The sequence below is a fragment of the Herbiconiux gentiana genome, from assembly GCF_024978135.1.
GTDB classification, from domain to species: Bacteria; Actinomycetota; Actinomycetes; order Actinomycetales; family Microbacteriaceae; genus Herbiconiux; species Herbiconiux gentiana.
The window spans coordinates 371,842-396,707 of sequence record NZ_JANTEZ010000003.1 but is presented as its reverse complement, the minus strand read 5'-3'; the positions used below and the strand labels follow the sequence as shown (position 1 = coordinate 396,707).

Genomic DNA, 24,866 nt, shown 5'->3' with positions numbered 1-24,866 from the left:
CGCCAAAGGACTCCCCGTGTTCTCTCTCCCCGTGCTCGAGATCTCGCGTTTCCGCCGAACACTCCTGACCCGGCTGGCTCTGCTGATCATCATCCTCATCCCCACGTTCTACGGCGGGGTGTACCTCGTCGCGAACTGGAACCCTACCGGCCATCTCGACGAACTCACCGCAGCGATCGTCAACGACGACCAGCCCGCCGACTCGCCCAGCAGCAACGGAACCGACCCGACCGTGGTCGCGGCCGGCGACGAACTGACCGGCCAACTCACCGGAAGCGACGACGCCGGCTTCACCTGGGTCACGGCCACCGACGCCACCGCCCAGCAAGGCCTGGACGATGGACACTACGACGCCGTCCTCCACATTCCCGCCGAGTTCTCGGCCTCGCTGACATCCCTGGGCGGCAGCGACCCCCGCACGACCGACCTCACCCTCACGACCAACGACGCCCACAACTACATCACCGGAAACATCGCCTCCACGATCCTCGCGAACATCCGTGCGAATCTCGCCAAAACCACCATCTCGACCTACCTGGACAATGTCTACATCGGCTTCAACACCATCCACGACAGCGTCTCCGAAGCCGCCACCGGTGCCACACAACTCGCCACGGGCAGCACCACGCTACTCACCGGAACCGGCAGTCTCACCGATGGGCTCGCCACCCTGAACTCCGGCGCGAGCGACCTCTCCGCCGGCGCCACCCGCCTCGCCGATGGCGCGTCGACTCTCGCGAGCGGCACAACCACAGCGGCCGGCGGTGCCTCCTCACTCGCGTCAGGCGCGAGTCGCGTCGCCGACGGCACAAGCACCCTCGCCCAGTCCGCTGACGACGTCACTGCCCGGATCTCAGACATTCGCACCAGCATCGATACATCCTTGAACGCAATTGACGCGACCACACTCGCTGCGCAGGTCACCGAATCCCGCGACGCCGCCGCCGCAGCGCTCACCGATCAGATCACAGCACTGCAGGCCCGCTACCCCGATGACCCTGACATCGCATCCCTCGCCCAGACGCTGGCCACCATCCAATCCACCCTCACCCCCGCAACAGACATCGCCAGTCGCATCGAGTCAGCCCGCTCAACGATCACCGGCAAAGCCGACCAGATCGCGTCGTCCGCCGCGACCATCGATACCCAAATCAACACCCTCAATGACGGCGCCCAACAAGTCGCCACCGGCGCATCCGCCCTCGCGGACGGGACAGCCCAACTCGCCACCGGCGCCGACACCCTTGCTACCGGGGCCAGCACTCTCGCCACCGGGGCCAGCACGCTGTCTACCGGCACTGGAACCGCCCTGACCGGGGCGCAGCAACTCCGGTCCGGGGCGTCGGAACTCAACGACGGCGCCAAGACCCTTGCCGAAGGACTCAACAGCGGCGTGGCGAGCATCCCCACCTACAGCGACACCGATCGAGCAAACCGCACCGATGTCGTCTCCTCGCCCGTCACCGCAACCGCCGTCAGGGAGAATAAGGTCGCAGCATACGGGGAAGGCCTCGCCCCCTACTTCATCCCCCTCGCGCTCTGGATCGGCGGCATGATCACCTACCAGATCCTGAAGGCAGCACCATCGCGAGCCTTCGCCTCCCGGGCCCCCTCATGGCGCATCGCCCTGGCCGGCTACTACCCGGGCGTACTCTTCGGAATCCTGCAGGCCGCGCTACTCTCAGCCGTTCTGCTTCTATTCGTCGGCGTGGAAACACCCAACCCAGTGGCGTTCACTGCATTCATCGCACTCATCGCCCTCGCCTTCACATCGATCCACCAGGCCCTCGTCGCCTACTTCGGAGGCACGGGCCGTCTCATCGGGCTCGTCTTCCTCGTCATGCAACTCGCCTCAGCAGGCGGCACCTACTCCATCAACACCTCACCGCCGTTCTTCCAAGCCATCAGCCCGTACATGCCACTGACCTACGCAGTCGCCGGAGTGCGCGCACTCATCGCCGGGGGCTCCCTCGCACCGGTCGCCATGGGAGTCATCGCCATGCTGCTCACCATGGCAATCGCCTTGAGTATCACCACCCTCGCCGCCCACCACGGCCGGCTCTGGTCCATGAAACGACTCCACCCCAGCCTCAGCATCTAGACACTGCGGAGGGCGCCCCCTCAGCTACTGATTACGGATATCTCTTCCTTTTCCCTGGGTCGCAGTAACCAATAGCTTTTCGAGACACCGCAATGACGCGCAAACGACAGTTCGAACGGCGCGTCATTTCGCGGTGGGATTTGTCTTAGAAAGGCGTCTTACCGCAAATTGTCTCAGGGCCGTGACCGGCGGGGGTTTCTGAGTCAGAATGGCCATATGAGACTTCTTGGGTACACACGGGTGAGTACGTCGAGTCAGGACGCGCAGCTGCAGCTCGATGCTCTTGTCTCGGCCGGGGTTCAAAAGCGAGACGTTTTCGCCGACGTCACCTCCGGGAGTAAAACTGCGATCGAGCGTCGAGGGATGAAAAAACTCCTCGAACACGCGGAACCCGGTGACACGGTCGTTGTGTGGCGGGTTGACCGCCTCGGTCGCTCCCTGATCGACGTTCTGAATACCGTCAACTTGCTTCGCGCGCGCGGTATCCACGTGCGCTCAGTATCTGATGGCATCGACCCGGCGACGTCGACGGGCCGGCTGATGCTCAACATGCTGGCCACGCTCGCAGAGTACGAACGTGAACTAATTGTCGAGCGAGTCAACGCCGGGATTGCCGCCGCTAGGCAGAGCGGAACCCGCTTCGGCCGCCCGCTATCGGATCCCGCAGTCATTGCCGACAAGCTCGCGATCGCCGCCGATGCTCGAGCAAAGGGTCGCACGGCAGAAGACGCCGCCCGGCTTGTCGGCTGGAGTCGAGCCACCCTGTACCGACACCAGCACGCCGTGGCCGGCCGCGAAAGCGCCACCGTGTAGCGATGAAATGACCGGCGACGAGCGATGGCGCATTCTTCGACTTCACGTCGAAGACCAGATACCCCTCGCCGTCCTCGCCCGAGATTCCGGAGTGGCCCTTCGAACACTGCAGCGCTGGCATCGGCTTTACCGGAACGTCGGCGGCACCGCACTCGACTCTCGCCCTCGAGCCGACACCGGCACCCGCCGCACTGCTGCCGAGACCGTCACATTCATCGAACGACTCGCACTGACTAGGCCTCGCCCCGCCCTCGCTACGTTGCACCGCCTCGCCGTCGACGAAGCAAAACGGTCGGGCCGCTCGGCGCCGAGCTATGCCACCGTACGGCAAATCGTCCAAGCACTGGATCCAGCGCTTGTCACCCTCGCTTTGGAGGGCCCGACCTCCTATCGCGACAAGCACGAGCTCGTGTTTCGTCGCCGGGCTGAACGCCCGAATCAGACCTGGCAGGCAGACCATACCGAACTCGACGTCCTTGTCACCGGTGTCGGCGGAAAGCCAGACCGGCCCTGGCTGACGATTGTCATGGATGACTACTCGAGAGGGATCTGCGGATACACCGTGTTCACCGGCGCGCCCTCGGCGATCAATACCGCCCTGGCTTTACGCCAGGCGATCTGGCGAAAGACCGACCCAGCATGGGCGATGTGCGGCATCCCTGACATCCTCCACGTCGACCACGGATCCGACTTCACCAGCCACCACCTCGAACGCACCGCCATCGAGCTGCGAATCCGCATCATCCACTCAACAGTCGGCCGACCACAGGGCCGGGGCAAGATCGAACGCTTCTTCCGAACGATCAACACCGAGCTCCTCGCCACTCTGCCGGGACGCATCGGACCCGGCAGCAGAAAACCTCAGCCCACCCTTGATCTCCCCGCACTCGACCAAGCCGTCAGCGCCTTCATCTCGACCTACAACGAACGAACGCACCGAGAGCTAGGCCTCTCGCCTCGAGATGCCTGGGTCGCTGAAGGTTGGCTTCCGCGAATGCCCACCAGTCTCGAGGAACTCGACGGGCTGCTACTCACCGTCCCGAAAAGCCGTGTGGTGCAACGAGACGGCATCCACTTCCAGGGCCAGCGCTATCTCGCACCGACACTGGCCCCGTTCGTCGGGCACACCATCACCATCCGCTACGACCCGCGCGACATCTCCGAGATCCGCGTCTACGACCGCAACATCTTCGTCTGTGTCGCCGTTGACGAAGCCCACCCGAATCTGCGGATGAGTCTCCGCGACATCGAAACCGCCCGTAGAGCCCGCCGCAAACAACTTCGGCACACGATCAACGACCGCATCCCAACCACGGCCGCCCGCGAGGAGCCGCGCGACGTCGCGCCCGCTCCACACCGTCGCCGACTTCGAACCTATGAAGAGGACGAGTGATGAACCAGACATTCATCGTGACCAAGGAACACCGACGCTTCACCGAGTTCGCTAACGCCGTCCGCAAGGAGAGAACCATCGGTATCTGCCATGGCGATGCCGGCGTCGGCAAAACCAACTCCGCCCGCCGCTACGCGAACTGGGACACCCTCGAGCCCTACATCAACGAATGGGGACCTCGCGGCGACCACGACGCCAAGCACTACGCCCTCGCTAACCGATCCCGCACCGTCTTTTACACACCCGAAGTTCTCTGCCGCCCCAAAGACCTCATGAACGACATCGACCACTGGCAAGCGAAGGTCGGCATCTGCGCCGACGAACACCTTCGCTCAACCGAGACCGCCCCCCGGATTAGAGCCGGCGGGGTGGCACATCTCGTCGAGCTACTCATCATCGACGAAGCCGAACGACTCACGCCCACCGGGCTCGAGCTGCTCCGCGACCGCCACGACCGCGAACACCTCTCGATGATCCTCATCGGCATGCCCGGCATCGACCAACGATTCCGCCACTACCCCCAGCTCTACAGCCGGCTCGGCTTCTCCCACCACTACCGCACCCTCGGCCGCGACGAACTCCTCTTCGTCCTCGACCGCCACTGGAAACGCATCGGCCGCAACCTCGACCCCGACGACTTCACCGACGCCCAAGCCATCGCCGCGATCGAACGCATCACCCGCGGCAACTTCCGCCTCCTCGAACGCCTTCTCCCACAAATAGCCCGAGTACTCAAGATCAACGAACTCGAAACCATCACCGACGACGTCGTCGAAGCCGCAGCAAGCATTCTCGTTATCGGCAACTAATGCCACCGAGCGATCACAGAATGCCGCCACTCAGCGATCAACTCCACATCTATTGTCATCCAATACCGACCGGTTGCTGCAGCTCGCATCTTCGCAAAGAGATGAAAAACTTGCGGCCCGAATCCTGTTGCTCTCGGATGAACTAGAGACGATCTGGATCGAACTCAAAGAGTTCGAAAAAGGGGTTGAAGACTGCTACTGGGCTGAATTTGCTATCCACGGGCGTGGAGACTTCCTGCTAGTCAACGACGCTGCAAAAGGGCTTGCGGATCATGGTCGAATAGCTGTCGCGCTCGACCTTCTCGCTCTCTATTCCCACGGGGAGAAGGGCAAAGTCGATCCAGAGCTCGTACACAGACTGCTCACTGAACTTATCGGCGCCGATGATCCAGAGGCCCGAGTTCTCTCTCAGTACGACCTGACCCATCTCATTGCGATCGTCAGGGACTCGGGTAAATATTCGACCGAAGAGAATGCCCTCCTAGAGTGGGCATTCCTTCCTGCGCTCGAGTCGCGCAACGACACAAAGACACCTCAGAAGTTCCTCGCTGATTCGCCCGAGTTCTTCGTGATGATGATTTCGTATGTGTATCGACGGAAGAACCCTTTGGAATCCGACGAGCCAAAAACCCCTCAGAATGTCGTATCTAACGCTTGGAACCTGCTCCGAAAATGGGCTGTGATCCCAGGTACCAATGACTCTGATGGGGAGGTGAACCTGGATGCCTTGAATAAATGGGTAGCAGAGGTTCGGGTGTTGCTCACCGAGGCCGACCGATTGTCGCCCGGCGAGGCGCATATCGGCGAAGTACTTGCTCACTCGAAGACGGATGAAGATGGAACATGGCCGACTCGTCCAGTAAGGGACTTTCTAGAAGCGGATAGTTCTGAGGTCATCGGTCGCAATTTCACAATAGGTGTCACCAATGCTCGAGGCATCACTTCGAGATCAATAGGTGAGGGTGGGGCTCAGGAAAGGGTGCTTGCGCTGAAATACAAAGACCTTGCATCGAAAGTCGCGGATGAGTGGCCTCGAACAGCGGGCTTGCTGCGAAAGATTGAGAAGTACTACCTCGGAGAGGCAAAGCGCCAAGACGAGGAAGCGGCTCGGGAAAATGAGGGGTTTGACTACTAGGACGTAGTGAAATCCGGAGCCGCGAGGAAGTTCTTGATCGTCTTAGGATCTCGCTTCATTTCTCGGCCGATCGCATTGAAAGATAGACCCTTCGCTTAGAGCGCTTCGGCTCTAGCTATCTCGGTCGTACTCAGTGGTTGCTTCCCAAGTCTCAACCCGCGGCGCTTGAGGTGCTCCGCGATCGTATTTCGATGTACTCCGTGCCGTGCCTGTAAGACTCGTGGGTAGCACTCCTGTGCTCGATCAGGACGGTGTCCCGCCACTGGCCGGCCCAGGGGCCGTAGGTCATCAAGGCGATGCGCTCACGGATGCCGATCCGGCGGAAGCCGGCGCGATCGTGGAGGGCGAGGCTGGCCGTGTTCTCGGGGAAGATGCTGGATTGAATCGTCCAGATGCCGGCCCCTTCCGCGGCGCCGATGAAGGCGTCGACGAGCTGCCGGCCGACGCCCTGACCGGCGGCCGCGCGCGCGACGTACACCGAGTGCTCGAACACGCCTCGGTAGACCTCCCGGGCTGACACGGGGGAGGCGGCGACCCACCCGACCACGGCGCCGGTGCTGTCGATGGCGACGAGGCGGCCGACGTCGAGCTTGCCGACGTCGAAATGCTCCCAGCTCGGCGGTTCGGCCTCGAAGGTCGCATTGCCGGTCGCGATGCCGGCGCGATAGATCGCCTCGACGGCCGGCCAGTGGGAGGCGGACATCGGCCGGATGGTGACCGGGCCGGTCATGGGTGGAGGGCTTGGGCCGCTCGGTCGAGGGCGTCGTCGACGACCCGGTAGTAGGCCCAGCGGCCGCGCTGCTCGCGCACGGCGAGGCCGGCGTCGACGAGCTGCTTCATGTGGTGCGACACGGTCGGCTGCGACAGGCCGACGGGCTCAGTGAGGTCGCAGATGCACGCTTCGCTGCCCTCGCTGGCTGCGATCAGTGACAACAGGCGCACCCGGGTCGGGTCACCGAGCGCCTTGAACGTGCGGGCGATGCGCTCGGCTTCCTCGGCGGTGAGCACGCCACCGGTGACGGGGGTGCAGCATGCGGCCGCATCCGTGCTCAGCGGGGGCAGGGCGATCGTCATGGTTCGATTCTCGCACGTCGTATTGACATCTGTCGATACATCGACCACTCTCGATGCATTGAAGTTCATCGATGTGTAGGGAGTCGACGGTGCAGAACGAGCTACCTGTCGTCGTGATCGGTGCCGGCCCCCAAGGGCTGGCTGCTGCGGCGCACCTGGTCGAGCGTGACCAGTCGGTGCTGGTGTTCGAGGCCGGCGGGAGCGCCGCGGCCGCGGTGTCCGAGTGGGGGCATGTGCGGTTGTTCTCGGAGTGGAGCGAACTGGTCGACAAGGCTCCGGCCCGGTTGCTCGAGCCCACCGGCTGGGAGGCGCCGACGGCCGGCTATCCGACGGGCGCACAGTGGATCAGCGGCTACCTCGCCCCGCTCGCCGCAGCCCTGGGCGACCGCGTCCGCTACGGCGCCCGCGTCGTCGGTGTCTCCCGGCGGGGCCGTGACCGCCTGGTCGACGCGGGACGCGCGGAGCAGCCCTTCACCGTGCACATCGAAGCCGCCGACGGCACCGAGTACCGGCTCGATGCCCGTGCGGTGATCGACGCCTCGGGCACGTGGTCGGCGCCGAACCCGGCTGGCGCCGAACCCGGCTGGCGCCGACGGTCTGCCGGTGCTCGGGGAGCGAGCGGCTGCGGAGCTGCTGGAGTACCGCATCCCGGACTACCGGAGCCGGACGAAGTACGAGGGCAGGCACAGCGTCGTCGTCGGGTCGGGGCACTCGGCCGTGACGGCCGTGATCGCGCTCGGCCGGATCGCGCGCCGCGACCCGTCGACGAAAGTCACCTGGGTGCTGCGCCGCGGCACGGTCGGCACCACCTTCGGCGAGGGAGCAGCGGATGAGCTGCCCGCCCGCGGCCAGCTCGGCATCACCGCGAGAGAGTTCGTCGATGCCGGCCTGATCGACCTGGTGACCGGGTTCCGGATCGAGAAGATCGCCCGTGACGGTGACCGGGTTCTGCTCACCAGCGAAGACGGCCGCACCCTGCCCGCCGCTGATCACGTCGCGGTGCTCACCGGGTTCCGGCCCGATCTGTCGTTCCTCTCGGAGCTGCGACTGGAGCTGGACGCGACGCTGCAGGCTCCGGTGCGGATCGCGGCCGAAGTCGACCCCAACCTGCACTCGTGCGGCTCGGTCGCCGCGACCGGCGCCGCCGATCTCGCCCAACCGGAGCCGAATTTCTACCTGGTCGGCGCGAAGTCCTACGGGCGCGCACCGACGTTCCTGGCGATGACGGGCTACGAGCAGGTTCGTTCCGTCGTCGCGGAGCTCGCGGGTGACCACGAGGCCGCGGCCCGGGTCGAGCTGATACTGCCCGACACCGGCGTGTGCGGGGGAGCGGGCCTGTTCGACTCGACCGGGACCGCGATCGGCGGGAGCTGCTGCGCACTCCCGGAGCAGTCGCTGATCCAGATCGGCCGCACCCCCGCCTCGGCCTAGCCGGTCAAATGTCGACGCCCGGCTCGGCCGCATTGTCGCTCGCTCGCTCGATCTCGGCCGGCGCGAGCGGCTGCTCGCCCAGGACGAGTCCCCGTGACTTCATGATGTCGACGAGGCTCGCGAATGGTGGCTGCTCAGGCCGAGCTCGTCGTTGCAGCAGTTCGGCGAAAGAGCCCTGGTCCACTGGGCTCATCAGGGAAGTGAACGTCTTCTCAGGGTCGTCGAGGGCACCGCGGCCGGGTTCCGTGCGATGTGTCCCTCCTGTTGGGGGATGTCGCTGATCACCATGTGTGCGACCGTTGTCGCGTCACTGCGGACCAGCACCTCTCGAATGCTTCGGGAGTCGACGCCGTGGCCTGTCCCACCTGTACGGAGGAAATATGTCCGGTTCCAGCGACACCACTCGTATCCCCACATCGGGTTCGCCGTGGTTCAGGGGTCTGAGCGTGATCGTCCTCACCGGACTGCTCTCGGTGGGAGTGCCGGCTGTCGCCCAAGCGGCTCCGACACCTCCGACGACGCCCACTCCGACGCCCTCGGCGACTGCCGGAACGGGAGCGACACAGGCGCCCGTTCCCGTCGATGGCGCGAAACCCGCCGACGGGCAACCGGACGAGGTCGCACCCGTGCCGGGCACGGGCGGTTCCGCCGAACCCGCCCCCGCCGGAGGACCCGAGCGAGACGTCACCGACGTCGACGAGGGCGCCGAGTCCGATGCCGAACGCGCTGGACGAGTGTCCGGCACCGACCGTTTCGAGACCGCCGTCCAGCTCTCGAAGAGCAGCTTCCCCGGCACTGCGCCCGTGGTCGTCATAGCGACCGGCGAGAGCTTCGCCGACGCGCTGAGTGCCGGCCCGGCGGCGGTCAAGGTCGGTGGCCCGCTCCTGCTCACCTACCGTGACGACCTTCCGGCCACCGTCACAGCTGAGATCAAGCGCGTGAACCCGACACAGATCATCGTCGTGGGCGGCACCGCCGCGGTGTCCATGCGTGTTGAGCAGCAGCTTCGGTCGCTCGCTCCGTATCTGGATCGTTATTCGGGCAGTGACCGATACGCGACGTCGATGACGGTCGCTCGGTGCGCGTGGAGTTCGCGATTCAATCCGAGCGTCGTCATGACAGAGACGTCCGAAAAGGGCTTCCGGCTCTGTGACCGCATCTTCTTCGGTGCTGACACCGCCTACCTCGCCGTCGGGAGCAATTTCCCGGATGCTCTTGCTGCCGGGGCGGCTGCCGGCCGGATCGCAGCTCCGGTGCTCGTCGGACCGACGTCGAATCGTGGGTCCGGCGGGTGGTCCACGAATTTCGACACGGCCCTGCTGAGTCCGGATCGAATTTCAGATCTTCGTATCGTCGGTGGATACAACGCACTCGACAGCGAATGGGAGCAGATCGCGTCGAGGAAGAAGATCAACGCGGTTCGTCTATCCGGTTCGACCCGGTACGACACCGCGGTGGCGGTGAACAGCTATTCCTTCCGCCAAGCGCCCGAGGTCTACCTGGCGACGGGCAGCAACTTCCCGGATGCCCTGGCCGGCGCTGCGGCTGCGGGAAAGCGCGGGGCTCCGCTGTATCTCTCGCAGGGCGATTGCGTCCCTGAGTCCGTGCTCACCGACCTCGACCGTCTCGGGCTGAAGACGCCGTCGAAGGTGACGCTCATCGGCGGCCTCAACGCGCTGGACGCCAACGTGGAACAACTCGGGCGGTGCTAGCTCCGGCAGGTGCCGGATGATCGGTGTCCGGGGAAGGGGCCGCGGCTGGCAGGCTGTCCGTATCGCCCGCCCGCTCCCCCACCCCGTTAGGAACCCACGACGTGCCCGACCTGCTCACTCCCACCTCCGCCATCGACGCGTCCGCCCTCGAGCTGGAGGCGCTGCCGCTCGACCCCGGTGACGTCGAGCAGGGCTCGCCCCGCGCGGCGATCGCCGAGCTGCTGGGCACGCCGTCGTTGGCGGTGGGCGTGTGGGAGCTCAGCGAGGGCGTCGTGCGCGACACCGAGGTCGACGAGGTGTTCGTGGTGCTGTCGGGCCGCGCCGAGGTGGAGGTCGAGGGATCGGCCGAGGTGCTGCGGCTGGTCCCGGGGGTCGTGGGTCGGCTCGCCGCCGGGAGCCGGACGCGGTGGACCGTGACCGAGACCCTGCGCAAGGTCTACGTGACGGCGTCGGCGCTGGAGGCAAGCGCCGACGGGGGCGCGGGGTCGGCCCGATGAGCGGCGCCACTTACGGTCACGAGCTGCGCCTCCCCGAGGCCGAGCTCGAGGAGTCGCTCCGCGGCGCCTCGGCGGTGCCGTTCTGGCTCGACGGCCCGAGGCCGACGGCGCTGCCGCTCTCCGGCGACACGAGCACCGATCTCCTCGTAATGGGCGGCGGCTACTGCGGCCTGTGGACCGCCCTTCAGGCCAAGGAGCGCGATCCCGATCGGGACGTGATGCTCGTGGAGGCGCATCGCATCGCGTGGGCCGCGTCGGGCCGCAACGGCGGCTTCGTCGAGGCGACCCTCACCCACGGCGACGAGAACGGCGCCCGTCACTTCGCGGCAGAGCTTCCGAGCATCGAGGCGCTCGGCGAGGAGAACTTCGACGAGCTGCGTGCGACGCTCGAGCGCTACGGCATCGACGCCGAGTGGGAGGAGGAGGGCGTGCTCTCGGTCGCGACCGAGCCGCATCAGCTCGACGCGCTGCGGCGGGGCGGAGCATCCGTTCTCGAGGGCGACGCACTGCGGAAGTACACCCGGTCGCCCGTCGTGCGCGGTGCCGAGTTCGAGCGGGACCACGTCGCGCTCGTGCACCCGGGCAAGCTCGCCGAGGGGCTGCGACGGGCCTGCCTGTCGCTCGGGGTCAGGATGCACGAGCGCACCCGGGTGTCGAAGATCGAGCGGCGCCACGGCTCGGAGATCGCCGTCACCGATGGCGGCCGCATCGCGGCCCGGCAGGTGGCGCTGGCCACGAACGGGTTCCCGTCGCTGCTCAAGCGCAACACGCTGCGCACGGTGCCGATCTACGACTACGTGCTCGTGACCGAGCCGCTCAGTGCCGCGCAGCTCGAGGAGATCGGCTGGGTAGGCCGGCACGGCATGACCGACCTGTCGCGCCAGTTCCACTACTACCGCAAGACCGCCGACGACCGCATCCTGTGGGGCGGCTACGACGCCGTCTACCATCGGGGGCGGCGCATCCGGCCCGCGTACGATCAGCGGCCCGAGACGTTCCTGCGGCTGGCGGATCACTTCTTCACCGCGCATCCGAGCCTGCGTGGCACGCGGTTCAGCCATGCCTGGGGCGGCATGATCGACATGTCGACGACGTTCGTGTCGTTCCAGGGGACGGCGCACGGGGGAGCGGTCGCGTACAGCTCGGGCTACACCGGGCTGGGGGTGGCGGCGACGCGGTTCGGAGCCGCCGTGATGCTCGACCTGCTCGACGGGGTTCCCACGAAGCGCACGTCGCTCGCGTTCTCGACGACGAAGCCGTTCCCCATCCCGCCCGAGCCCGTCGCCTACCCCGTGATACAGACGATGCGCGGCGCGATCGCCCGTTCGGACGCCGACGGTGGTCGGGACGGGATCCTCATCCGGGCGATGGAAGCGTTCGGCATCGGCTTCGATTCCTGAGCGTCCGTAGGCGTGCCGAGGTGCTCCGTCAAGCCGGTTGGCCGACCGCGGCGATCAGGGTGGGATCAGGGCATGGACAGAATCTTCTACGCCGGCGATTCGATCCTGACCGGCTCGGCGATCGCGCGGGCCCTATTGGAGTACGCCGAGGCCCTGGCGAAGGCGGACACCTCCGCCACCGTCGAGATCCCGACGCGGCTCGACGACGGCCGCATCGGGCGCTCGACGTTCCTCGTCGGTCCCGCGAGCCAGCTCGTGTCCGACGCCGAGCCGAGCCCCTGGGACGAGATCGTGGACGAGCAGCTGACCGCCTATTTCCGCGAGCAGACGCAGCGGTTGCGCTTCTCGGCGCCCGGAGGCAAGGCCTCGTCGACCGAGAGCACCGCGAGTGACGACGGCGGCCCCTCGAGTGATGACGGCGGCGACGCCTGGGTGGCTGACCTCTGAGCGGGGCGCGCGGGCTCAGCTGCGAGCGTCACAGCGGGTCAGGAACGGGCCTCGGCGACGTCGCGCGCCTTGAGGTGGCGGGCGGTCGAGACCGGCTGAGTGCCGAGCACGACCTTTCCGCGCGAGTGCAGGCGCTCCAGGTCGGCGTAGGCCCGGCCCACGTCGGTGAGCGGGTAGAAGCCCGAGATGAGCAGGGTGAAGGCCTGCGACTCGGCGAGGCCCACCAGCGTCTCGAGCTGCCGGGTGCCGTGCTCCACGGCGTCGGGCTCGTCGCGCAGGAGGGCCAGCTCCACCTCGCGGCGGTCGGCGCTCGAGCGGTAGCGCTCGGCCGGCACGTCGAGTTCGCGGGCCAGCTCGTGGCCGTCCTGCCCGAAGTTGTCGATGAACGCGGTGACCCCGCCGGGCGCCGCCGCGCGGATGCGGTCGGCGATGCCGGGACCGTACTCCACCGGGGTGATGCCGAGCTGCCGGAGGTAGTCGAAGTTGCGGGCGCCGCAGGTGCCGATGACCTTGGCGCCGCGGTGCTTGGCGAGCTGCGCCTCGATGCTGCCGACCCCGCCGGCGGCCGCCGAGATGACGACGGTGTCGCCGGCGCCGACGTGCAGGTCGTCGAGCGTGTCGAGCGCCGTGACACCGGCCAGGTAGAGCCCGCCGGCGGTCTCCCAGCCGAGCCGCGACGGCTTCTTCACCAGCGCCGTCACCGGCACGGTGAGGTAGGTGGCGTGGGCTCCCGAGCGCACGTGCCCGACCACGCCGGTGCCCCGCGGGAAGCGGGCGTCGGCCGAGTCGACCACGATGCCGGCGAAGTCGCTGCCCGAGTGCCGGGGGAACGGTTCGTCGGCCCAGGTCTCCTCGCGGCCGTCGCGGATGAAGATGTCGATGTGGCTGATGCCCGTGGCGATCACCTCGACCGTCACATGACCGGGCGGCGGCGGGTAGAGGGGGCGCGTGCGCGTCTCGAGCACGTCGACGTCACCGGTGCGGTCGTACTCGACGACCCTGGTCTCGCTGGGCTTCTTCACCGCGATCACCTCGATCCTGTGGGGTAGGGCTCACCCTATTCACCCCCGGGCCCGCGCGCCAGCGACATATCGGCGAGCGGCCAGGAGCCGGGCGTAGGGTGAGCCCATGGCACGCGAATTCAGTCACGACACCGACGCCAAGCGCTATGCGCTCCGGGTCGACGGGGCCCTCGTCAGCGCGGTCGACTACGTCGTCGGCGGGCAGCAGATCTCGTTCACCCACACCTTCACCGACCCGAAGCAGCGGGGCAAGGGCTACGCCGGCGAGATCGTCTCGTACGCCGTCGATGACGTCGAGACCACCACCGAGTACCGGGTGGTGCCCATGTGCTGGTACGTCGGCAAATGGTTCGACGAGCATCCGGAGCGTGCCGGTCTGCTGACTCGCTGAGCGTTTGGCACCCGGGCCGCCTGGGCGCTATGCTCATGCGTGGGGAGGGCTTCGGCCCTCTCCACCACCGTTTAACGGGTCGTTCCGGGCTCCGTCAGCCCGTGCAGGGTCAGCCCGAGCAGGGTCAGCCCGTGCAGGCCACGTTGCTCACGAAGGCCGGGTTCGAGACCCCGTCGACCGTCGCCACGTTGTCGCAGAGCACGATGGTGCCCGCGCTCCTGGCCGCGCCCTCGACGAGCACCCCGTAGCCGTCGGCCGCCACGGCGAAGCGGTTCGCCGAGAACCGGTTCGCCGCCCCCCAGCCGTCGAGAACGACGTGCACCTGTGCCCCGTCGCGCGGGCCGCCGCCGGTGTTGCCCGACACGGTCCAACCCGAGCCCTTCACGTCGATCAGCGAGTCGACGGCGGTGCTCGCGGAGCCGTCGAGGGTGTTGGCGCTCAGCTCGCCGCCGGTCGTGCCCTCCTTGACGTCGATCGCCTCGGCGGTGGTTCCGGCGATGTCCGAGCCGGTGACCACGTTGCGGTCGCTCGCGTCGGGCGCGCAGCTCGACACCTCGCACCAGTTGCTCTCGGCGGTGCCGATGTAGACCCCCTCGCCGAACTGCGCCTCGCGCAGCCCGGTGGTGCGCACGGTCAGGCCCTCCAGCCGGTTGTCGCTCGAGCCGCCCCTGAGGTGAACGGCCTCGTCACCGGTGTTCGAGACGCGGATGCCCGCCAACACGTTCGACGAGGAGCCGTCGAGCATCACGCCCTTCTGCCCGCCCTCGACCGAGAATCCGGTGAGGCGCCAGTGCGATGCGCCGTCGAGGTGCAGCGTGTAACCCGTGTCGGTCGACCCGCCTGCGAGCACGGCATCGGCCGGGCCGCAGAGGGTGAGGGGGGAGTCGGCCGTGCCGGAGCGGTCGATGGTGATCGGGGCGTCGTAGCGTCCGGCGGCGAGGACGATGGTCTGGCCCGGTTCGGACGCCTCGAGCGCGGCGGACAGCTCGGCGGTCGTCGTGACCGCGACGCCGTCGGGGCACGCGCCGGCGGCGGTGGCGGAGGGAGTGGCGGGCGGTGCCGGCGGGGCCGTGCATCCGCTCAGTACCGTCACGGCGAGCGCCACGAGGAGAGCCCCCGCAGCGGCCGACCTGCGGTGCGCCCTCATGCGATCAGTCTACGAAGCCGGGGGAGCAGCGGTGCATGCCGCAGACGGAATGCGCTCGGCCGCACCCTGAACTGGGGGTGCCGTCACCCCCGGCTCCGGGGCGTGTCGCCGCTACGCTGAGGGCCGAGGGACCCCGCCCAGGGTCTCCCGCCCTGCGCCACCGCCGCGGCCCACCCCTCCGCGGTGCTCACCCGAAACCGCCCGAAGGGTGGCCGCCCGATGCCCAGCGACGTGTCGTCGTTCCTCGACGACCTCGGCCGCACGCTGCTCTGGGTGCTGCCCTTCGGCGTGTTCGGCATCGTCTCGTGGAGCTTCTGGTTGGTGCGGAAGGTGATCTCGGCGGCGACGAAGCCGGTGGTGAACGACTACCGCACCACGACGACGGTGGTCGTGCCCTCCTATCGCGAGGATCCGGCGGTGCTGGTGCGCTGCCTCGAGACCTGGCGGCGGCAGGGGCCCTCGCGCATCGTGATCGTGCTCGACGTGGCCGACACCGAGGCCGAGGCGCAGATCGAGGCGCTCGGGCACCGCGAGGTCGACGTGATCATGTTCCGGCACCGGGGCAAGCGCTCGGCGCTCGGTGTGGGCATCCGGGCGGCCGACACCGAGCTCGTCATCCTGGTCGACTCCGACACGGCGTGGGAGGACGGGATGCTCGACGCCATCCAGATGCCCTTCGTCGACGCGGCGGTCGGCGCGGTGAGCACGCGGCAGAACGTGTACCTGCCGGGCACGAGCATCTGGCGACGGGTCGCCGATTGGATCATCGACCAGCGGTACTTCGACTACGCCCCCGCGATGGGGCGGTTCGGCGGCGTCATCTGCGCCTCGGGGCGCACGAGCGCGTATCGGCGGGAGGTCATCCTGCCGAAGCTGCCCGACTTGGAGCACGAGATCTTCCTCGGCAAGGAGTGCGTGGCGGGGGACGACGGGCGGCTGACCTGGCTCGTGCTCTCCGAGGGGTACCGGGTGACGCACCAGGACTCTGCGCGGGCGTTGTCGATGTTCCCCGACACCTTCCGGGCCTTCGTGAAGCAGCGGGTGCGGTGGAGCCGCAACTCCTACCGGTGCTATCTCACGGCGATCCGGCGGGGGTGGATCTTCCGGGTGCCGTTCATCTCGCAGATCACCGTGATGCAGATCCTCTTCACGCCGGTGAGCATGTTCATCGCCCTGGCGTACGTGTTCCACGCGCTGTCGTCGCCGGTGCCGTGGCTCGGGTTCGGTGTGGCGGTGCTGTGGATGCTCGTGGGGCGCGGGATCCGCGGCATCTCGCATCTCTGGCGGAGGCCGCAGGACCTCGTGCTGCTGCCGCTCGTCACGGTGGTGACCGCCCTGGTGGCGCTGCCGATCAAGCTGTTCGCGCTGTGCACGATGAACACGCAGGGGTGGCTGACGCGCTCGGCCGACAGCGTGGGAGGCGAGGGGCAGTCGGAGGCGACGCTGACGCCGGCCGCCGACGAGCCGGCGCCTGACGAGGCGGCCGGGGTGCGCGCGTGAGCGGCGGGCCCGACGAGGGGAAGGCCGGGCTGCTGAGCGCGGCCGAGCGTGGGCAGACGATGAGCGCGGGGGCGCGCTGGGCGGTGCGGGCGCTCGTCGTGGCGGTGATCGTGGTCGGGCTGGGGGCGACGGTCGCGGTGGCGAACGGGGTGCCGCCGCGGGTCTCCGCGTTCGTGCAGGGCGTGCTGGGCGGGGCGGCGGGGGCCGCGACCGCCGGGCCGTCGGCCGGGGCGGCCGCCTCCGCGACGACGGATGCGACGACCGACTCGACCACCCCGCCCGGCGAGGCGCTGACCAACGCGACCAACCCGGCCGGCGACGCGACCGCCCCGGCCGGCGACGCGACGACCGACGCGACCACCGCGGCCGACACCTCCACCGGCCTGATCGACCCGCGCACCGATCCCGACGCGTATAAGGCCGCTCTTCAGCAAGCCCGCGACGCGGCCGACCCCGCGGCGGTCACCCCCGACGCCGCCGAGCTCGCCGCCTACGAGCGCGCCCTCGAGGTCACCCGCGGAACCTCCACCACCCCCGAGGAGCACGGCGAGTCGCCGGGCGACGTCGCCCAGAGCCGCCTCGTGCGGCTGCAGGACGCCCGCTGGAGCCTGATCGCCCGCACCGGCGCCCCGGCTACCCGCGCCGACACGGTCGACGTCGTTCCCGCAGGCACGCGGGTGTCGCTCGACCAGCTCGTGGCCCGCGGCTCCGCGACCAGGGTCGACGACACCACGGTGCTCGTGACGCGGTCGGTGTTCGTGGCCCGCGGGGCGGTGCTCGACCTCACGGCTCCGGGGCAGAGCATCCGTCTGCTGAGCGGTGCGCACGGGGCCGTGTCGATCGTCGCGTGGGGCGGCACCGTGACGCTGGCCGGCACGACCGATTCGCCCGTCGCGCTCACCTCGTGGGACGAGGACGCTGGCGCCTCCGACCTCGACGTCTCCGACGGGCGCTCGTACCTGCGCGTGCACGAGGGCACCCTGTCGATCGACCACGCGAACGTCGCCGACCTCGGCTACTGGAGCGGCCGCACGGGCGGCATCGCCGTCACCGGCACGCTCGCGGCCGCGTCGACGGCCACCGTCACGCACTCCGTGATCACGGGGCAGCACATCGGCCTCTACCTCGCCTTCTCGGCGGCCCCGACGATCGACGACACCCTCGTGCGCGCCTCGAGCGCCCAGGCGGTCGTGCTCGCGAACGGCACATCGAGCCCCGTGATCAGCGCGAGCACGCTCACCGGCTCGGGCGGCGACGGCCTCGTCGTGCGACCCGGCGTCGACGACGTCACCCTCACCGGCAGCACCGTGACCCGCAACGGCGCCTACGGCATCCGCGCCGACGGGCGACCGCAGGCCGATGCGGCCAACTCCTCGGGCTTCTCGGTGGAGGGCTCGTGGGGCCTCGCCATCGACGGCAGCACGATCGGCGACAACCGCGCCGGCGGCCTCTGGGTGCGGGGCACCGGCGGGGTCGACCTCGAGGGCAACACCGTCGACCAGCGCACGGTGGGCCTCAGGCTCACGGATGCTCAGGGCACCGTCGCGCAGAACACGGTGCACGTCGAACCGGGCGACGGCATCGTGCTCGAGGGCGCCTCGACCGCGGTCACGGCGCGCGCCAACCTCGTGACGGGGGAGGGGCCCTCGGCCATCCGGCTGCCGGAGGACGGCACGGGCACCGTCGCCGAGTCGGGCAACGACACCACGGGCTGGACGGGACGGTGGGAGGCGCTGCTCTGGGTGGAGGCGCACCCGCTCGCCCTGCTCTGGGGGCTGCTGCTCGTCATCCCGATCGTCGGCATCGGCTTCGTGTTCTACCGGATGCGCCGGCAGCGGGCGATCCGCGAGCTGGTGGAGGCGTCGACGATCGCGATCGCGGCGGCCGAGAAGACGCGCTACGAGCGGGACCGGGCGGGCGGCGAGGCGGAACCCCCGCTCGGCTCGGCGGCCGATGCCGGTGCGCCGTCGGCAAGCGCCGCCGCGCCGTCGGGAAGCGCCGCCGCGCCGTCGGCTCAGCGCACCGTGCCGCGCGCCGGCGGGACGGCCTACCGTCCGGGACGGGAGACGGTCGCGCCGGAATCGCGCTACACCCACCGTCCAGCCGCGACCGCGGGGGCGGCCGCCGCGGCGAGGTCGGCCGCGCCGCAGCACCCGGCGGCCCCGCCGCACCGGGCAGCCCCGCCGAACCAGCACGCCCCGGCCGCTCCGCGCCCCGCGCCCGCCCGCGCCGCCACGAAGACGCTCACCCCGCCCCCGAGCATCGCGGGCTCCGACTTCGGCCAGTTCTCCTCGGTGGAGGAACTCGCCGTCGCGGCCGTGCTCGACGCCGGCAAGCCGATCGACAGTGTGGCCCACGCGCTGCGGGTGCCGATCGGCTCGGTGGCCGGCTGGGTCGCCAAGGCCCGGCGGGCCCGCGGCGAGCTCTGACGCGCATCCTGAACCCCGTCGCGGCACCGCCGCCGGGGGAGGCGCAGGCTGAGGCGTCGTGTGACCCACCGGGCGGGCCACAGCTCGGGGCACCGGGGCCCGCCACCGGGCAAGCCACCGGTCGCCGGGTGGCCTGACGCGGCCCCGGCGGGAGTCGGCGGCAGCCAATAGCCTGGAGGCATGGCTTCGCATGACGAGTACGACTTCCGCACCTTCCCCGCCGCCGTGGCGGAGGACGGCACGCCCGACCCGGCGTCGGTGGCGTGGCTGCAGGCCGAGACCCGCGGATTCCACGACCCGCGCAAGAGCGACACGGTGCTCGCCCGGTCGGTGCAGCGCCTCGCCGACGACGGCCGCCGCCTCACGGGGGTCTACGCCCGCACCGCACCGGCGAGCGCCCTCGGCGTCGACGTGCCCGTCGCGACCTTCGCCTGGTTCCCCAGCACCCTCAACACGGGGGCGGCCGAACCGGTCGACGTGCATCTGGTCTCGAACGTCACGGTGCGGCCGACGCACCGGCGCCGGGGGCTCCTCCGCTCCATGATGACCGCCGACCTGCAGCAGGCCGTCGACGACGGCTACGCGCTCGCCGGCCTCACCGCCTCCGAGGCCACCATCTACCGCCGCTTCGGCTTCGGCGAGGCCAGCTGGGTGCGGCACGTCACGGTCACCACGGGCAGCTGGTTCCGGATGCTCGGGGAGCCCCGGGGGCGCTGCGAGCTGATCGAGGCGTCCGCCCTGCGCACCATCGGCCCCGAGATCTTCGAACGGTTCCACGCCGCGCACCCGGGGTCGATCGACCGCCACGCCAAGTACTGGGACAGGGCCGCAGGACTCTCCGACGACAAGGGCGAGCCCGACGACGCGGTGCACGCGGCGGTGCACTACGACGAGTCGGGGGCCATCGACGGCTACGTGGCCTACAAGTTCCAGGGCTGGGAAAAGGAGCCGTACACGCTCGGCATCGTCGACCTCGTGGCCGCCGACGACGAGGCCTACCTCGGGCTCTGGGAGTTCCTGGGCGCGGTCGACCTGATCGAGCGCGTCGAATGGGAGTTCGCGCCGCTGGACGACCCGCTGCCCTTCGCCCTCACCGACTCGCGCCTCGTGCGCACCACCTTCGTCGAGGACTACCTCTGGCTGCGGGTGCTCGACGTCGAGCGCGCCTTCGCGGCCCGCGGCTACCTCGCCGACGGCGAGCTCGTCATCGACGTGACCGACCTGATGGGGTTCGCGGCGGGCGTCTTCCGGCTGCGGGTCGCCGACGGCGTGGGCTCGGTGCAGCGCGACCCGGGTGCGGCAGCCGACGTGTCGGTCGACGCGGCGGCGCTGGGCTCGCTCTACCTCGGCGGGGTCGACCCCCGGGTGCTCGCGGCTGCCGGACGGCTCGAGGAGCGCTCGGCCGGTGCGGTGCAGCGGCTGCGCGCGCTGCTCGCCCCGGTGGCGCCGGTGTACGGGATCACGCACTTCTGACGGACGGGCGCCGGGTGAGCCGGAGCCGGGTGGGCCGGGGCCGGGTGGGCCGGAGCCCGGTGGCCCGGAGCCCGGTGGCCCGGAGCCCGGTTCATCAGATCCGGCGCGTCAGAGCCCGGCGGCGGTGCGGGCGCGACTGACGAACGCGGGGCGCACCAGCTCGAACCCGTCGAGGTAGGCGCCCACGAGCGCCGCGTCGCGGAGCAGCACCAGCGTGGCGGCGGCCTCCTCGGCGTCGAACCGCTCCACGCTATCGTCCTCCACGCCCTCGTCCCCGGCACCCTCGTCCCCGGCGTGTGCGGCCGCCAGCGCGTCGCGCACCGTGTCGCGGAACCAGGCGCGATGACCCGTGACGATCGCGCGGATCGGGCTCCCCGCATCCGGGAACTCGGCCGCCGCGTTGATGAACGGGCAGCCGCGGTCGTGCCGCTCGGCGACGTCGTCGGCGACGGCCTCGATCAGCAGCCCGACGAACCGGCGCGGGTCGTCGCCCGCCGCGGCCGCGACGGCGGCGAACAGAGCGCGCACCCCGGCGTCCTCCCGCTGCAGGTACGCGGCGACGAGCGCCTCCTTGCCGGTGAAGTGCCGGTACATCGTCGCCCGGGTGACGTTCGCCTCCGCGAGCACGCGGTCCATGCCCACCCGGTGGATGCCCTCGCGGTAGAACAGCTCCGACGCGACGGCCACGAGCCGCTCCCGCGCCACGGACACGCGCGCGGCCGGAACCGGAGCGGAGGTGACGTCGAGCGCAATGGACACGCCGCAATCATAACGGAACACTCGTTCTGCCAGGCCGGTCAGGCGAGATCGGCGGAACCCGGCTCCCCCTGCAGGGCCGGCTGCATCGCCTGGGCCTGCCATCGCAGCGCGTCGACGACGGCCGCCACGGCCGGCTGCGCGAGCGACTCGGGCCGCACGACCATCCAGTACGACAGCGTCTCGCCCACCTCTTCGGGCAGCAGCCGCACCAGATCGTCGTGCCGGTCGGCCATGAAGCACGGCAGGAAGCCGATGCCCGCTCCCGCCCGGGTGGCCTCCACGTGCACGAACACGTTCGTCGAGCTGAGCGAGTCGCGCATGCCGGGCACCAGCCGGCGGGGCGCGTCGAGATCGTCGACCTGCAGCATCGAGTCGATGAAGTAGACGAGCGGATGCGCGCCCAGCTCCTCGATCGACCCCGGCACCCCGTGCGCGGCGAGGTACTCCCGCGACGCGTACATCCCGAGCACGTACCGTCCGAGCAGGATCGCTTCCGCCCGGTGCACCTCCGGCCGCCCCACGACCACCTCGACGTCGAGCCCCGAGCGGTGCTGCAGGGCCCGCCGGGTGACCGAGACGAGCTCGACGCGCAGCAGCGGATGCTCGCGCTGGAGCCGCGCGACCGCCGGGGCTGCCACGAAGGCGCTGAACCCGTCGGTCGCCGACATCCGCACGACGCCGGTGATCCGCGCATCCGCGTCGTCGGGTCCGAGCAGCGCGAGGGCCTCCTCCACCCCGGCGGCGGCCCGGAGCGCCCGCAGGCCGAGCTCGGTCGGCTCCCAACCGCCGGCCGCGCGCGAGAGCACCCGCCCGCCGAGGGCGCGCTCGAGGGCGGCGATGCGGCGGGCAACCGTGGTGTGGTTGAGGCCCAGGGTCGACCCCGCGCCCGTGAAGCGTCCGGTGCGGGAGACGGCGAGCAGCACCAGCAGGTCCTGCGGGTCGGGGGCCGTCTCCGTCGACATGTCTGCAATTATGCACAGCGGATGCGCCGCATTGCCCATTGCCCGCCCCGGAGTGTGCACGAATACTCGGTGCTGTCAACGACGACACCGAGGAGACAGCATGAGCGTCAACGATCGAGTCCGGGTCGAACCCGGCACAGCAGCCGGGAACGGGCGACCCGCGGGCGCGGCCCCCCGCGGCCTGAAGAAGGTGGTCGCCGCCTCGATGGTGGGCACCGTCGTGGAGTGGTACGAGTTCTTCCTGTACGCCACGGCCGCGAGCCTCGTCTTCGGCACGGTGTTCTTCCCGAACGCCGGCACCCGGCTCGACGGCATCATCGCCGCCTTCCTCACCTACGCGGTCGGCTTCGTCGCCCGTCCGCTCGGTGGCATCGTGTTCGGCCAGATCGGCGACCGGCTCGGCCGCAAGCACACCCTGCAGGTCACCATCGTGCTGATCGGCGCCGCCACCTTCCTGATCGGCTGCCTGCCCGGCTTCGACAGCATCGGCTACTGGGCGCCCGCGCTGCTCGTGGCCCTCCGCTTCATCCAGGGCTTCGCCCTCGGCGGCGAGTGGGGCGGCGCGGTGCTGCTGGTCGCCGAGCAGAGCCCCGACCGGTCGCGCGCATTCTGGGCCAGCTGGCCGCAGGCCGCCGTCCCGGTGGGCAATCTGCTGGCCACCCTGGTGCTGCTGACGATGTCGGCGGTACTGCCCGCCGAGCAGTTCCTCGGCTGGGGATGGCGCGTGGCGTTCTGGATCTCGGCGCTGATCGTGCTCGTCGGCTACTACATCCGCACCCACGTCAGCGAGGCGCCCATCTTCGTCGAGGCGCGCGCCGAGCAGGAGGCGACGAAGGCCGCGCGCGTCGGTGTCTTCGAGGTCGTGCGCCGCTACCCGCGCGGCGTACTTAGCGCGATGGGCCTGCGGTTCGCCGAGAACATCCTGTACTACATCATCGTCAGCTTCTCGATCGTCTACCTCGTCACCGTGCACGAGTACAACACCAGTCAGCTGCTGCTCGCGCTGCTCATCGCCCACGCCGTGCACTTCGCGGTCATCCCGCAGGTCGGGCGGCTGGCCGATCGCATCGGCCGCAAGCCCGTCTACCTCGCGGGGGCCGTGCTCGGCGCGACCTGGGCGTTCTTCGCCTTCCCGCTCTTCGACACGCTGAACCCGGTGCTGATCGTCGGCGCGGTCACCGTCGGCCTCTGCTTCCACGCCCTGATGTACGCGGGGCAGCCGGCCATCATGGCCGAGATGTTCCCCACCCGCATGCGCTACTCCGGCGTCTCGCTCGGCTACCAGGTGACGTCGGTGGTGGCCGGGTCGCTGGCGCCGATCATCGCCTCGGCGCTGCTGCAGCAGTACTCCTCCTGGATCCCCGTGGCCCTGTACGTGCTGGCTGCCTGCGCGATCACGGCCGTGACGGTGCTGACCCTCCGCGAGACCCGGGGCATCTCGCTCCGCTCGGTCGACGCCGCCGATGCGGCCCGCGTGGCCGCCGAGCCGGTCGCGGTGCGCTCATGACCCTGCAGCAGGTGCCCTGGGCGGTGGTTCCGGATGCGCGGCTCCCGCTCGCGGGCCGCCGGGCCCTGGTCACCGGCGCGGCCGGCGGCATCGGCGCCGCGGTCGCCCGGGAGCTCGCCTCCCGCGGCGCCGAGCTCGTGCTCGCCGATCTCGACGGAGCCCGCGCCGAGGCGCTCGCCGGGGAGCTGCGCAGCGGCCCCTCCGGAGTCGGCACCCGGGCGTGGGCCGTCGATCTCGGCGACACCGCGCGGCTGACCGACGAGCGGCTCGCGGGGGCGCTCGGTGACGTCGACATCCTCGTGAACAACGCCGGCGTGCAGCACATCAGCCCGATCGAGGACTTCGACCCGGTCGAGTTCCGGCGCATCCTCTCGATCATGCTCGAGGCGCCGTTCCTGCTCGTGCGCGCCGCCCTGCCCGGCATGTACCGCCGCGGCTTCGGCCGCATCATCAACGTCTCGTCGGTGCACGGCGTGCGGGCCTCGGCCTTCAAGAGCGCCTACGTCACCGCGAAGCACGGGCTGGAGGGCTTCTCGAAGGCGACCGCGCTGGAGGGCGCGCCGCACGGCGTGACGAGCGTGTGCGTCAATCCGGGCTACGTGCGCACGCCGCTCGTGGAACGACAGCTGGCGCAGCAGGCGGAGGCGCACGGCGTCTCGGTCGAGGAGGTGCTGGAGCGCATCCTGCTCGCCGACGCCGCGATCAAGCGCCTGGTCGAGCCGAGCGAGGTCGCGTCGCTCGTCGCCTGGCTCGCGTCGGACGACGCGGCCATGGCGACCGGCTCCAGCTACCTGCTCGACGGCGGGTGGTCGGCGCACTGAGCACGCGGACGACCGCGCGGACCGCCGACCGGCCTCACCGGCC

Annotated in this window: 22 protein-coding genes and 1 pseudogene; 16 read left to right on the top strand and 7 right to left on the bottom strand. The window is 69.6% G+C overall.

What is annotated here, in order from left to right:
• The first annotated feature begins 16 nt into the window (after positions 1–16).
• From NVV95_RS08970 to NVV95_RS08950, 5 genes are all read left to right on the top strand, one after another.
• Complete coding sequence (locus NVV95_RS08970; protein ID WP_259486202.1) at positions 17–2,101, top strand: YhgE/Pip domain-containing protein; 2,085 nt, start codon at positions 17–19, stop codon at positions 2,099–2,101.
• A 216-nt stretch (positions 2,102–2,317) separates the two neighbouring features.
• Entirely contained in the window at positions 2,318–2,914 is a 597-nt protein-coding gene (locus NVV95_RS08965) for a recombinase family protein (RefSeq protein WP_259486201.1), read from the top strand.
• A 7-nt stretch (positions 2,915–2,921) separates the two neighbouring features.
• Positions 2,922–4,307, top strand: coding sequence for a TnsB C-terminal domain-containing protein (locus NVV95_RS08960; RefSeq protein ID WP_259486200.1), 1,386 nt, complete (start codon positions 2,922–2,924; stop codon positions 4,305–4,307).
• Positions 4,307–5,116 (top strand): AAA family ATPase, encoded by an 810-nt coding sequence (locus NVV95_RS08955; protein WP_259486199.1) that lies wholly within the window; start codon positions 4,307–4,309, stop codon positions 5,114–5,116. The genes NVV95_RS08960 and NVV95_RS08955 overlap by 1 nt, the downstream gene beginning before the upstream one ends.
• 73 nt (positions 5,117–5,189) lie before the next feature.
• Positions 5,190–6,251 carry a hypothetical protein gene (locus NVV95_RS08950; RefSeq protein ID WP_259486198.1) on the top strand — a complete coding sequence of 354 codons (1,062 nt, stop codon included), beginning with the start codon at positions 5,190–5,192 and terminating at the stop codon, positions 6,249–6,251.
• Positions 6,252–6,402: 151 nt separating this feature from the next.
• On the opposite strand, the gene NVV95_RS08945 is transcribed toward NVV95_RS08950, so the two are convergent.
• Both NVV95_RS08945 and NVV95_RS08940 read right to left on the bottom strand, forming a co-directional pair.
• Positions 6,403–6,954, bottom strand: coding sequence for a GNAT family N-acetyltransferase (locus NVV95_RS08945; RefSeq protein ID WP_375163795.1), 552 nt, complete (start codon positions 6,952–6,954; stop codon positions 6,403–6,405).
• Positions 6,955–6,977: 23 nt separating this feature from the next.
• On the bottom strand, positions 6,978–7,325 hold the full coding sequence (locus NVV95_RS08940) for an ArsR/SmtB family transcription factor (RefSeq protein ID WP_259486196.1): 348 nt from the start codon (positions 7,323–7,325) through the stop codon (positions 6,978–6,980).
• Between the two features lie 71 nt (positions 7,326–7,396).
• On the opposite strand from NVV95_RS08940, the pseudogene NVV95_RS18510 reads away from it, so the two are divergent.
• A pseudogene (locus NVV95_RS18510) lies at positions 7,397–8,756 on the top strand (NAD(P)-binding domain-containing protein).
• A gap of 4 nt (positions 8,757–8,760) precedes the next feature.
• On the opposite strand, the gene NVV95_RS08930 reads toward NVV95_RS18510, so the two are convergent.
• On the bottom strand, positions 8,761–8,949 hold the full coding sequence (locus NVV95_RS08930; protein WP_259486195.1) for a hypothetical protein: 189 nt from the start codon (positions 8,947–8,949) through the stop codon (positions 8,761–8,763).
• Between the two features lie 253 nt (positions 8,950–9,202).
• On the opposite strand from NVV95_RS08930, the gene NVV95_RS08925 reads away from it, so the two are divergent.
• From NVV95_RS08925 to NVV95_RS08910, 4 genes are all read left to right on the top strand, one after another.
• Positions 9,203–10,468 carry a cell wall-binding repeat-containing protein gene (locus NVV95_RS08925; protein WP_259486194.1) on the top strand — a complete coding sequence of 422 codons (1,266 nt, stop codon included), beginning with the start codon at positions 9,203–9,205 and terminating at the stop codon, positions 10,466–10,468.
• 101 nt (positions 10,469–10,569) lie between these two features.
• The gene (locus tag NVV95_RS08920) at positions 10,570–10,965 is read left to right on the top strand and encodes a cupin domain-containing protein (RefSeq protein ID WP_259486193.1); all 396 of its coding nucleotides are present in this window, start codon (positions 10,570–10,572) and stop codon (positions 10,963–10,965) included.
• Entirely contained in the window at positions 10,962–12,365 is a 1,404-nt protein-coding gene (locus NVV95_RS08915) for an NAD(P)/FAD-dependent oxidoreductase (RefSeq protein WP_259486192.1), read from the top strand. The genes NVV95_RS08920 and NVV95_RS08915 overlap by 4 nt, the downstream gene beginning before the upstream one ends.
• A 72-nt stretch (positions 12,366–12,437) precedes the next feature.
• Positions 12,438–12,812 carry a hypothetical protein gene (locus NVV95_RS08910; RefSeq protein WP_259486191.1) on the top strand — a complete coding sequence of 125 codons (375 nt, stop codon included), beginning with the start codon at positions 12,438–12,440 and terminating at the stop codon, positions 12,810–12,812.
• A gap of 38 nt (positions 12,813–12,850) precedes the next feature.
• Here the strand turns inward: NVV95_RS08910 and NVV95_RS08905 are convergent, their stop codons facing one another.
• On the bottom strand, positions 12,851–13,834 hold the full coding sequence (locus tag NVV95_RS08905) for an NADP-dependent oxidoreductase (protein WP_259486190.1): 984 nt from the start codon (positions 13,832–13,834) through the stop codon (positions 12,851–12,853).
• A 106-nt stretch (positions 13,835–13,940) separates the two neighbouring features.
• Between NVV95_RS08905 and NVV95_RS08900 the strand changes: the two genes are divergently transcribed.
• Positions 13,941–14,225: a GNAT family N-acetyltransferase gene (locus tag NVV95_RS08900; RefSeq protein WP_259486189.1), complete on the top strand. Its 285-nt coding sequence runs from the start codon at positions 13,941–13,943 to the stop codon at positions 14,223–14,225.
• A 124-nt stretch (positions 14,226–14,349) separates the two neighbouring features.
• On the opposite strand, the gene NVV95_RS08895 is transcribed toward NVV95_RS08900, so the two are convergent.
• Positions 14,350–15,372 carry a right-handed parallel beta-helix repeat-containing protein gene (locus NVV95_RS08895; protein ID WP_259486188.1) on the bottom strand — a complete coding sequence of 341 codons (1,023 nt, stop codon included), beginning with the start codon at positions 15,370–15,372 and terminating at the stop codon, positions 14,350–14,352.
• A 219-nt stretch (positions 15,373–15,591) separates the two neighbouring features.
• On the opposite strand from NVV95_RS08895, the gene NVV95_RS08890 reads away from it, so the two are divergent.
• From NVV95_RS08890 to NVV95_RS08880, 3 genes are all read left to right on the top strand, one after another.
• Positions 15,592–16,872 carry a glycosyltransferase gene (locus tag NVV95_RS08890; protein WP_259486187.1) on the top strand — a complete coding sequence of 427 codons (1,281 nt, stop codon included), beginning with the start codon at positions 15,592–15,594 and terminating at the stop codon, positions 16,870–16,872.
• Positions 16,869–19,301 carry a right-handed parallel beta-helix repeat-containing protein gene (locus NVV95_RS08885; protein ID WP_259486186.1) on the top strand — a complete coding sequence of 811 codons (2,433 nt, stop codon included), beginning with the start codon at positions 16,869–16,871 and terminating at the stop codon, positions 19,299–19,301. The genes NVV95_RS08890 and NVV95_RS08885 overlap by 4 nt, the downstream gene beginning before the upstream one ends.
• A gap of 180 nt (positions 19,302–19,481) precedes the next feature.
• A complete protein-coding gene (locus NVV95_RS08880) occupies positions 19,482–20,774 on the top strand; it encodes a GNAT family N-acetyltransferase (RefSeq protein WP_259486185.1) in 1,293 nt (430 codons plus the stop codon).
• Between the two features lie 108 nt (positions 20,775–20,882).
• Here the strand turns inward: NVV95_RS08880 and NVV95_RS08875 are convergent, their stop codons facing one another.
• Positions 20,883–21,533, bottom strand: a complete 651-nt coding sequence (locus NVV95_RS08875) for a TetR/AcrR family transcriptional regulator (RefSeq protein WP_259486184.1) — start codon at positions 21,531–21,533, stop codon at positions 20,883–20,885.
• Between the two features lie 38 nt (positions 21,534–21,571).
• Complete coding sequence (locus NVV95_RS08870) at positions 21,572–22,534, bottom strand: LysR family transcriptional regulator (RefSeq protein WP_375163793.1); 963 nt, start codon at positions 22,532–22,534, stop codon at positions 21,572–21,574.
• A gap of 61 nt (positions 22,535–22,595) precedes the next feature.
• On the opposite strand from NVV95_RS08870, the gene NVV95_RS08865 reads away from it, so the two are divergent.
• Both NVV95_RS08865 and NVV95_RS08860 read left to right on the top strand, forming a co-directional pair.
• Entirely contained in the window at positions 22,596–24,002 is a 1,407-nt protein-coding gene (locus NVV95_RS08865; RefSeq protein WP_269909040.1) for an MFS transporter, read from the top strand.
• Positions 23,999–24,823 (top strand): 3-hydroxybutyrate dehydrogenase, encoded by an 825-nt coding sequence (locus tag NVV95_RS08860; protein WP_259486182.1) that lies wholly within the window; start codon positions 23,999–24,001, stop codon positions 24,821–24,823. The genes NVV95_RS08865 and NVV95_RS08860 overlap by 4 nt, the downstream gene beginning before the upstream one ends.
• Positions 24,824–24,866: the final 43 nt, after the last annotated feature.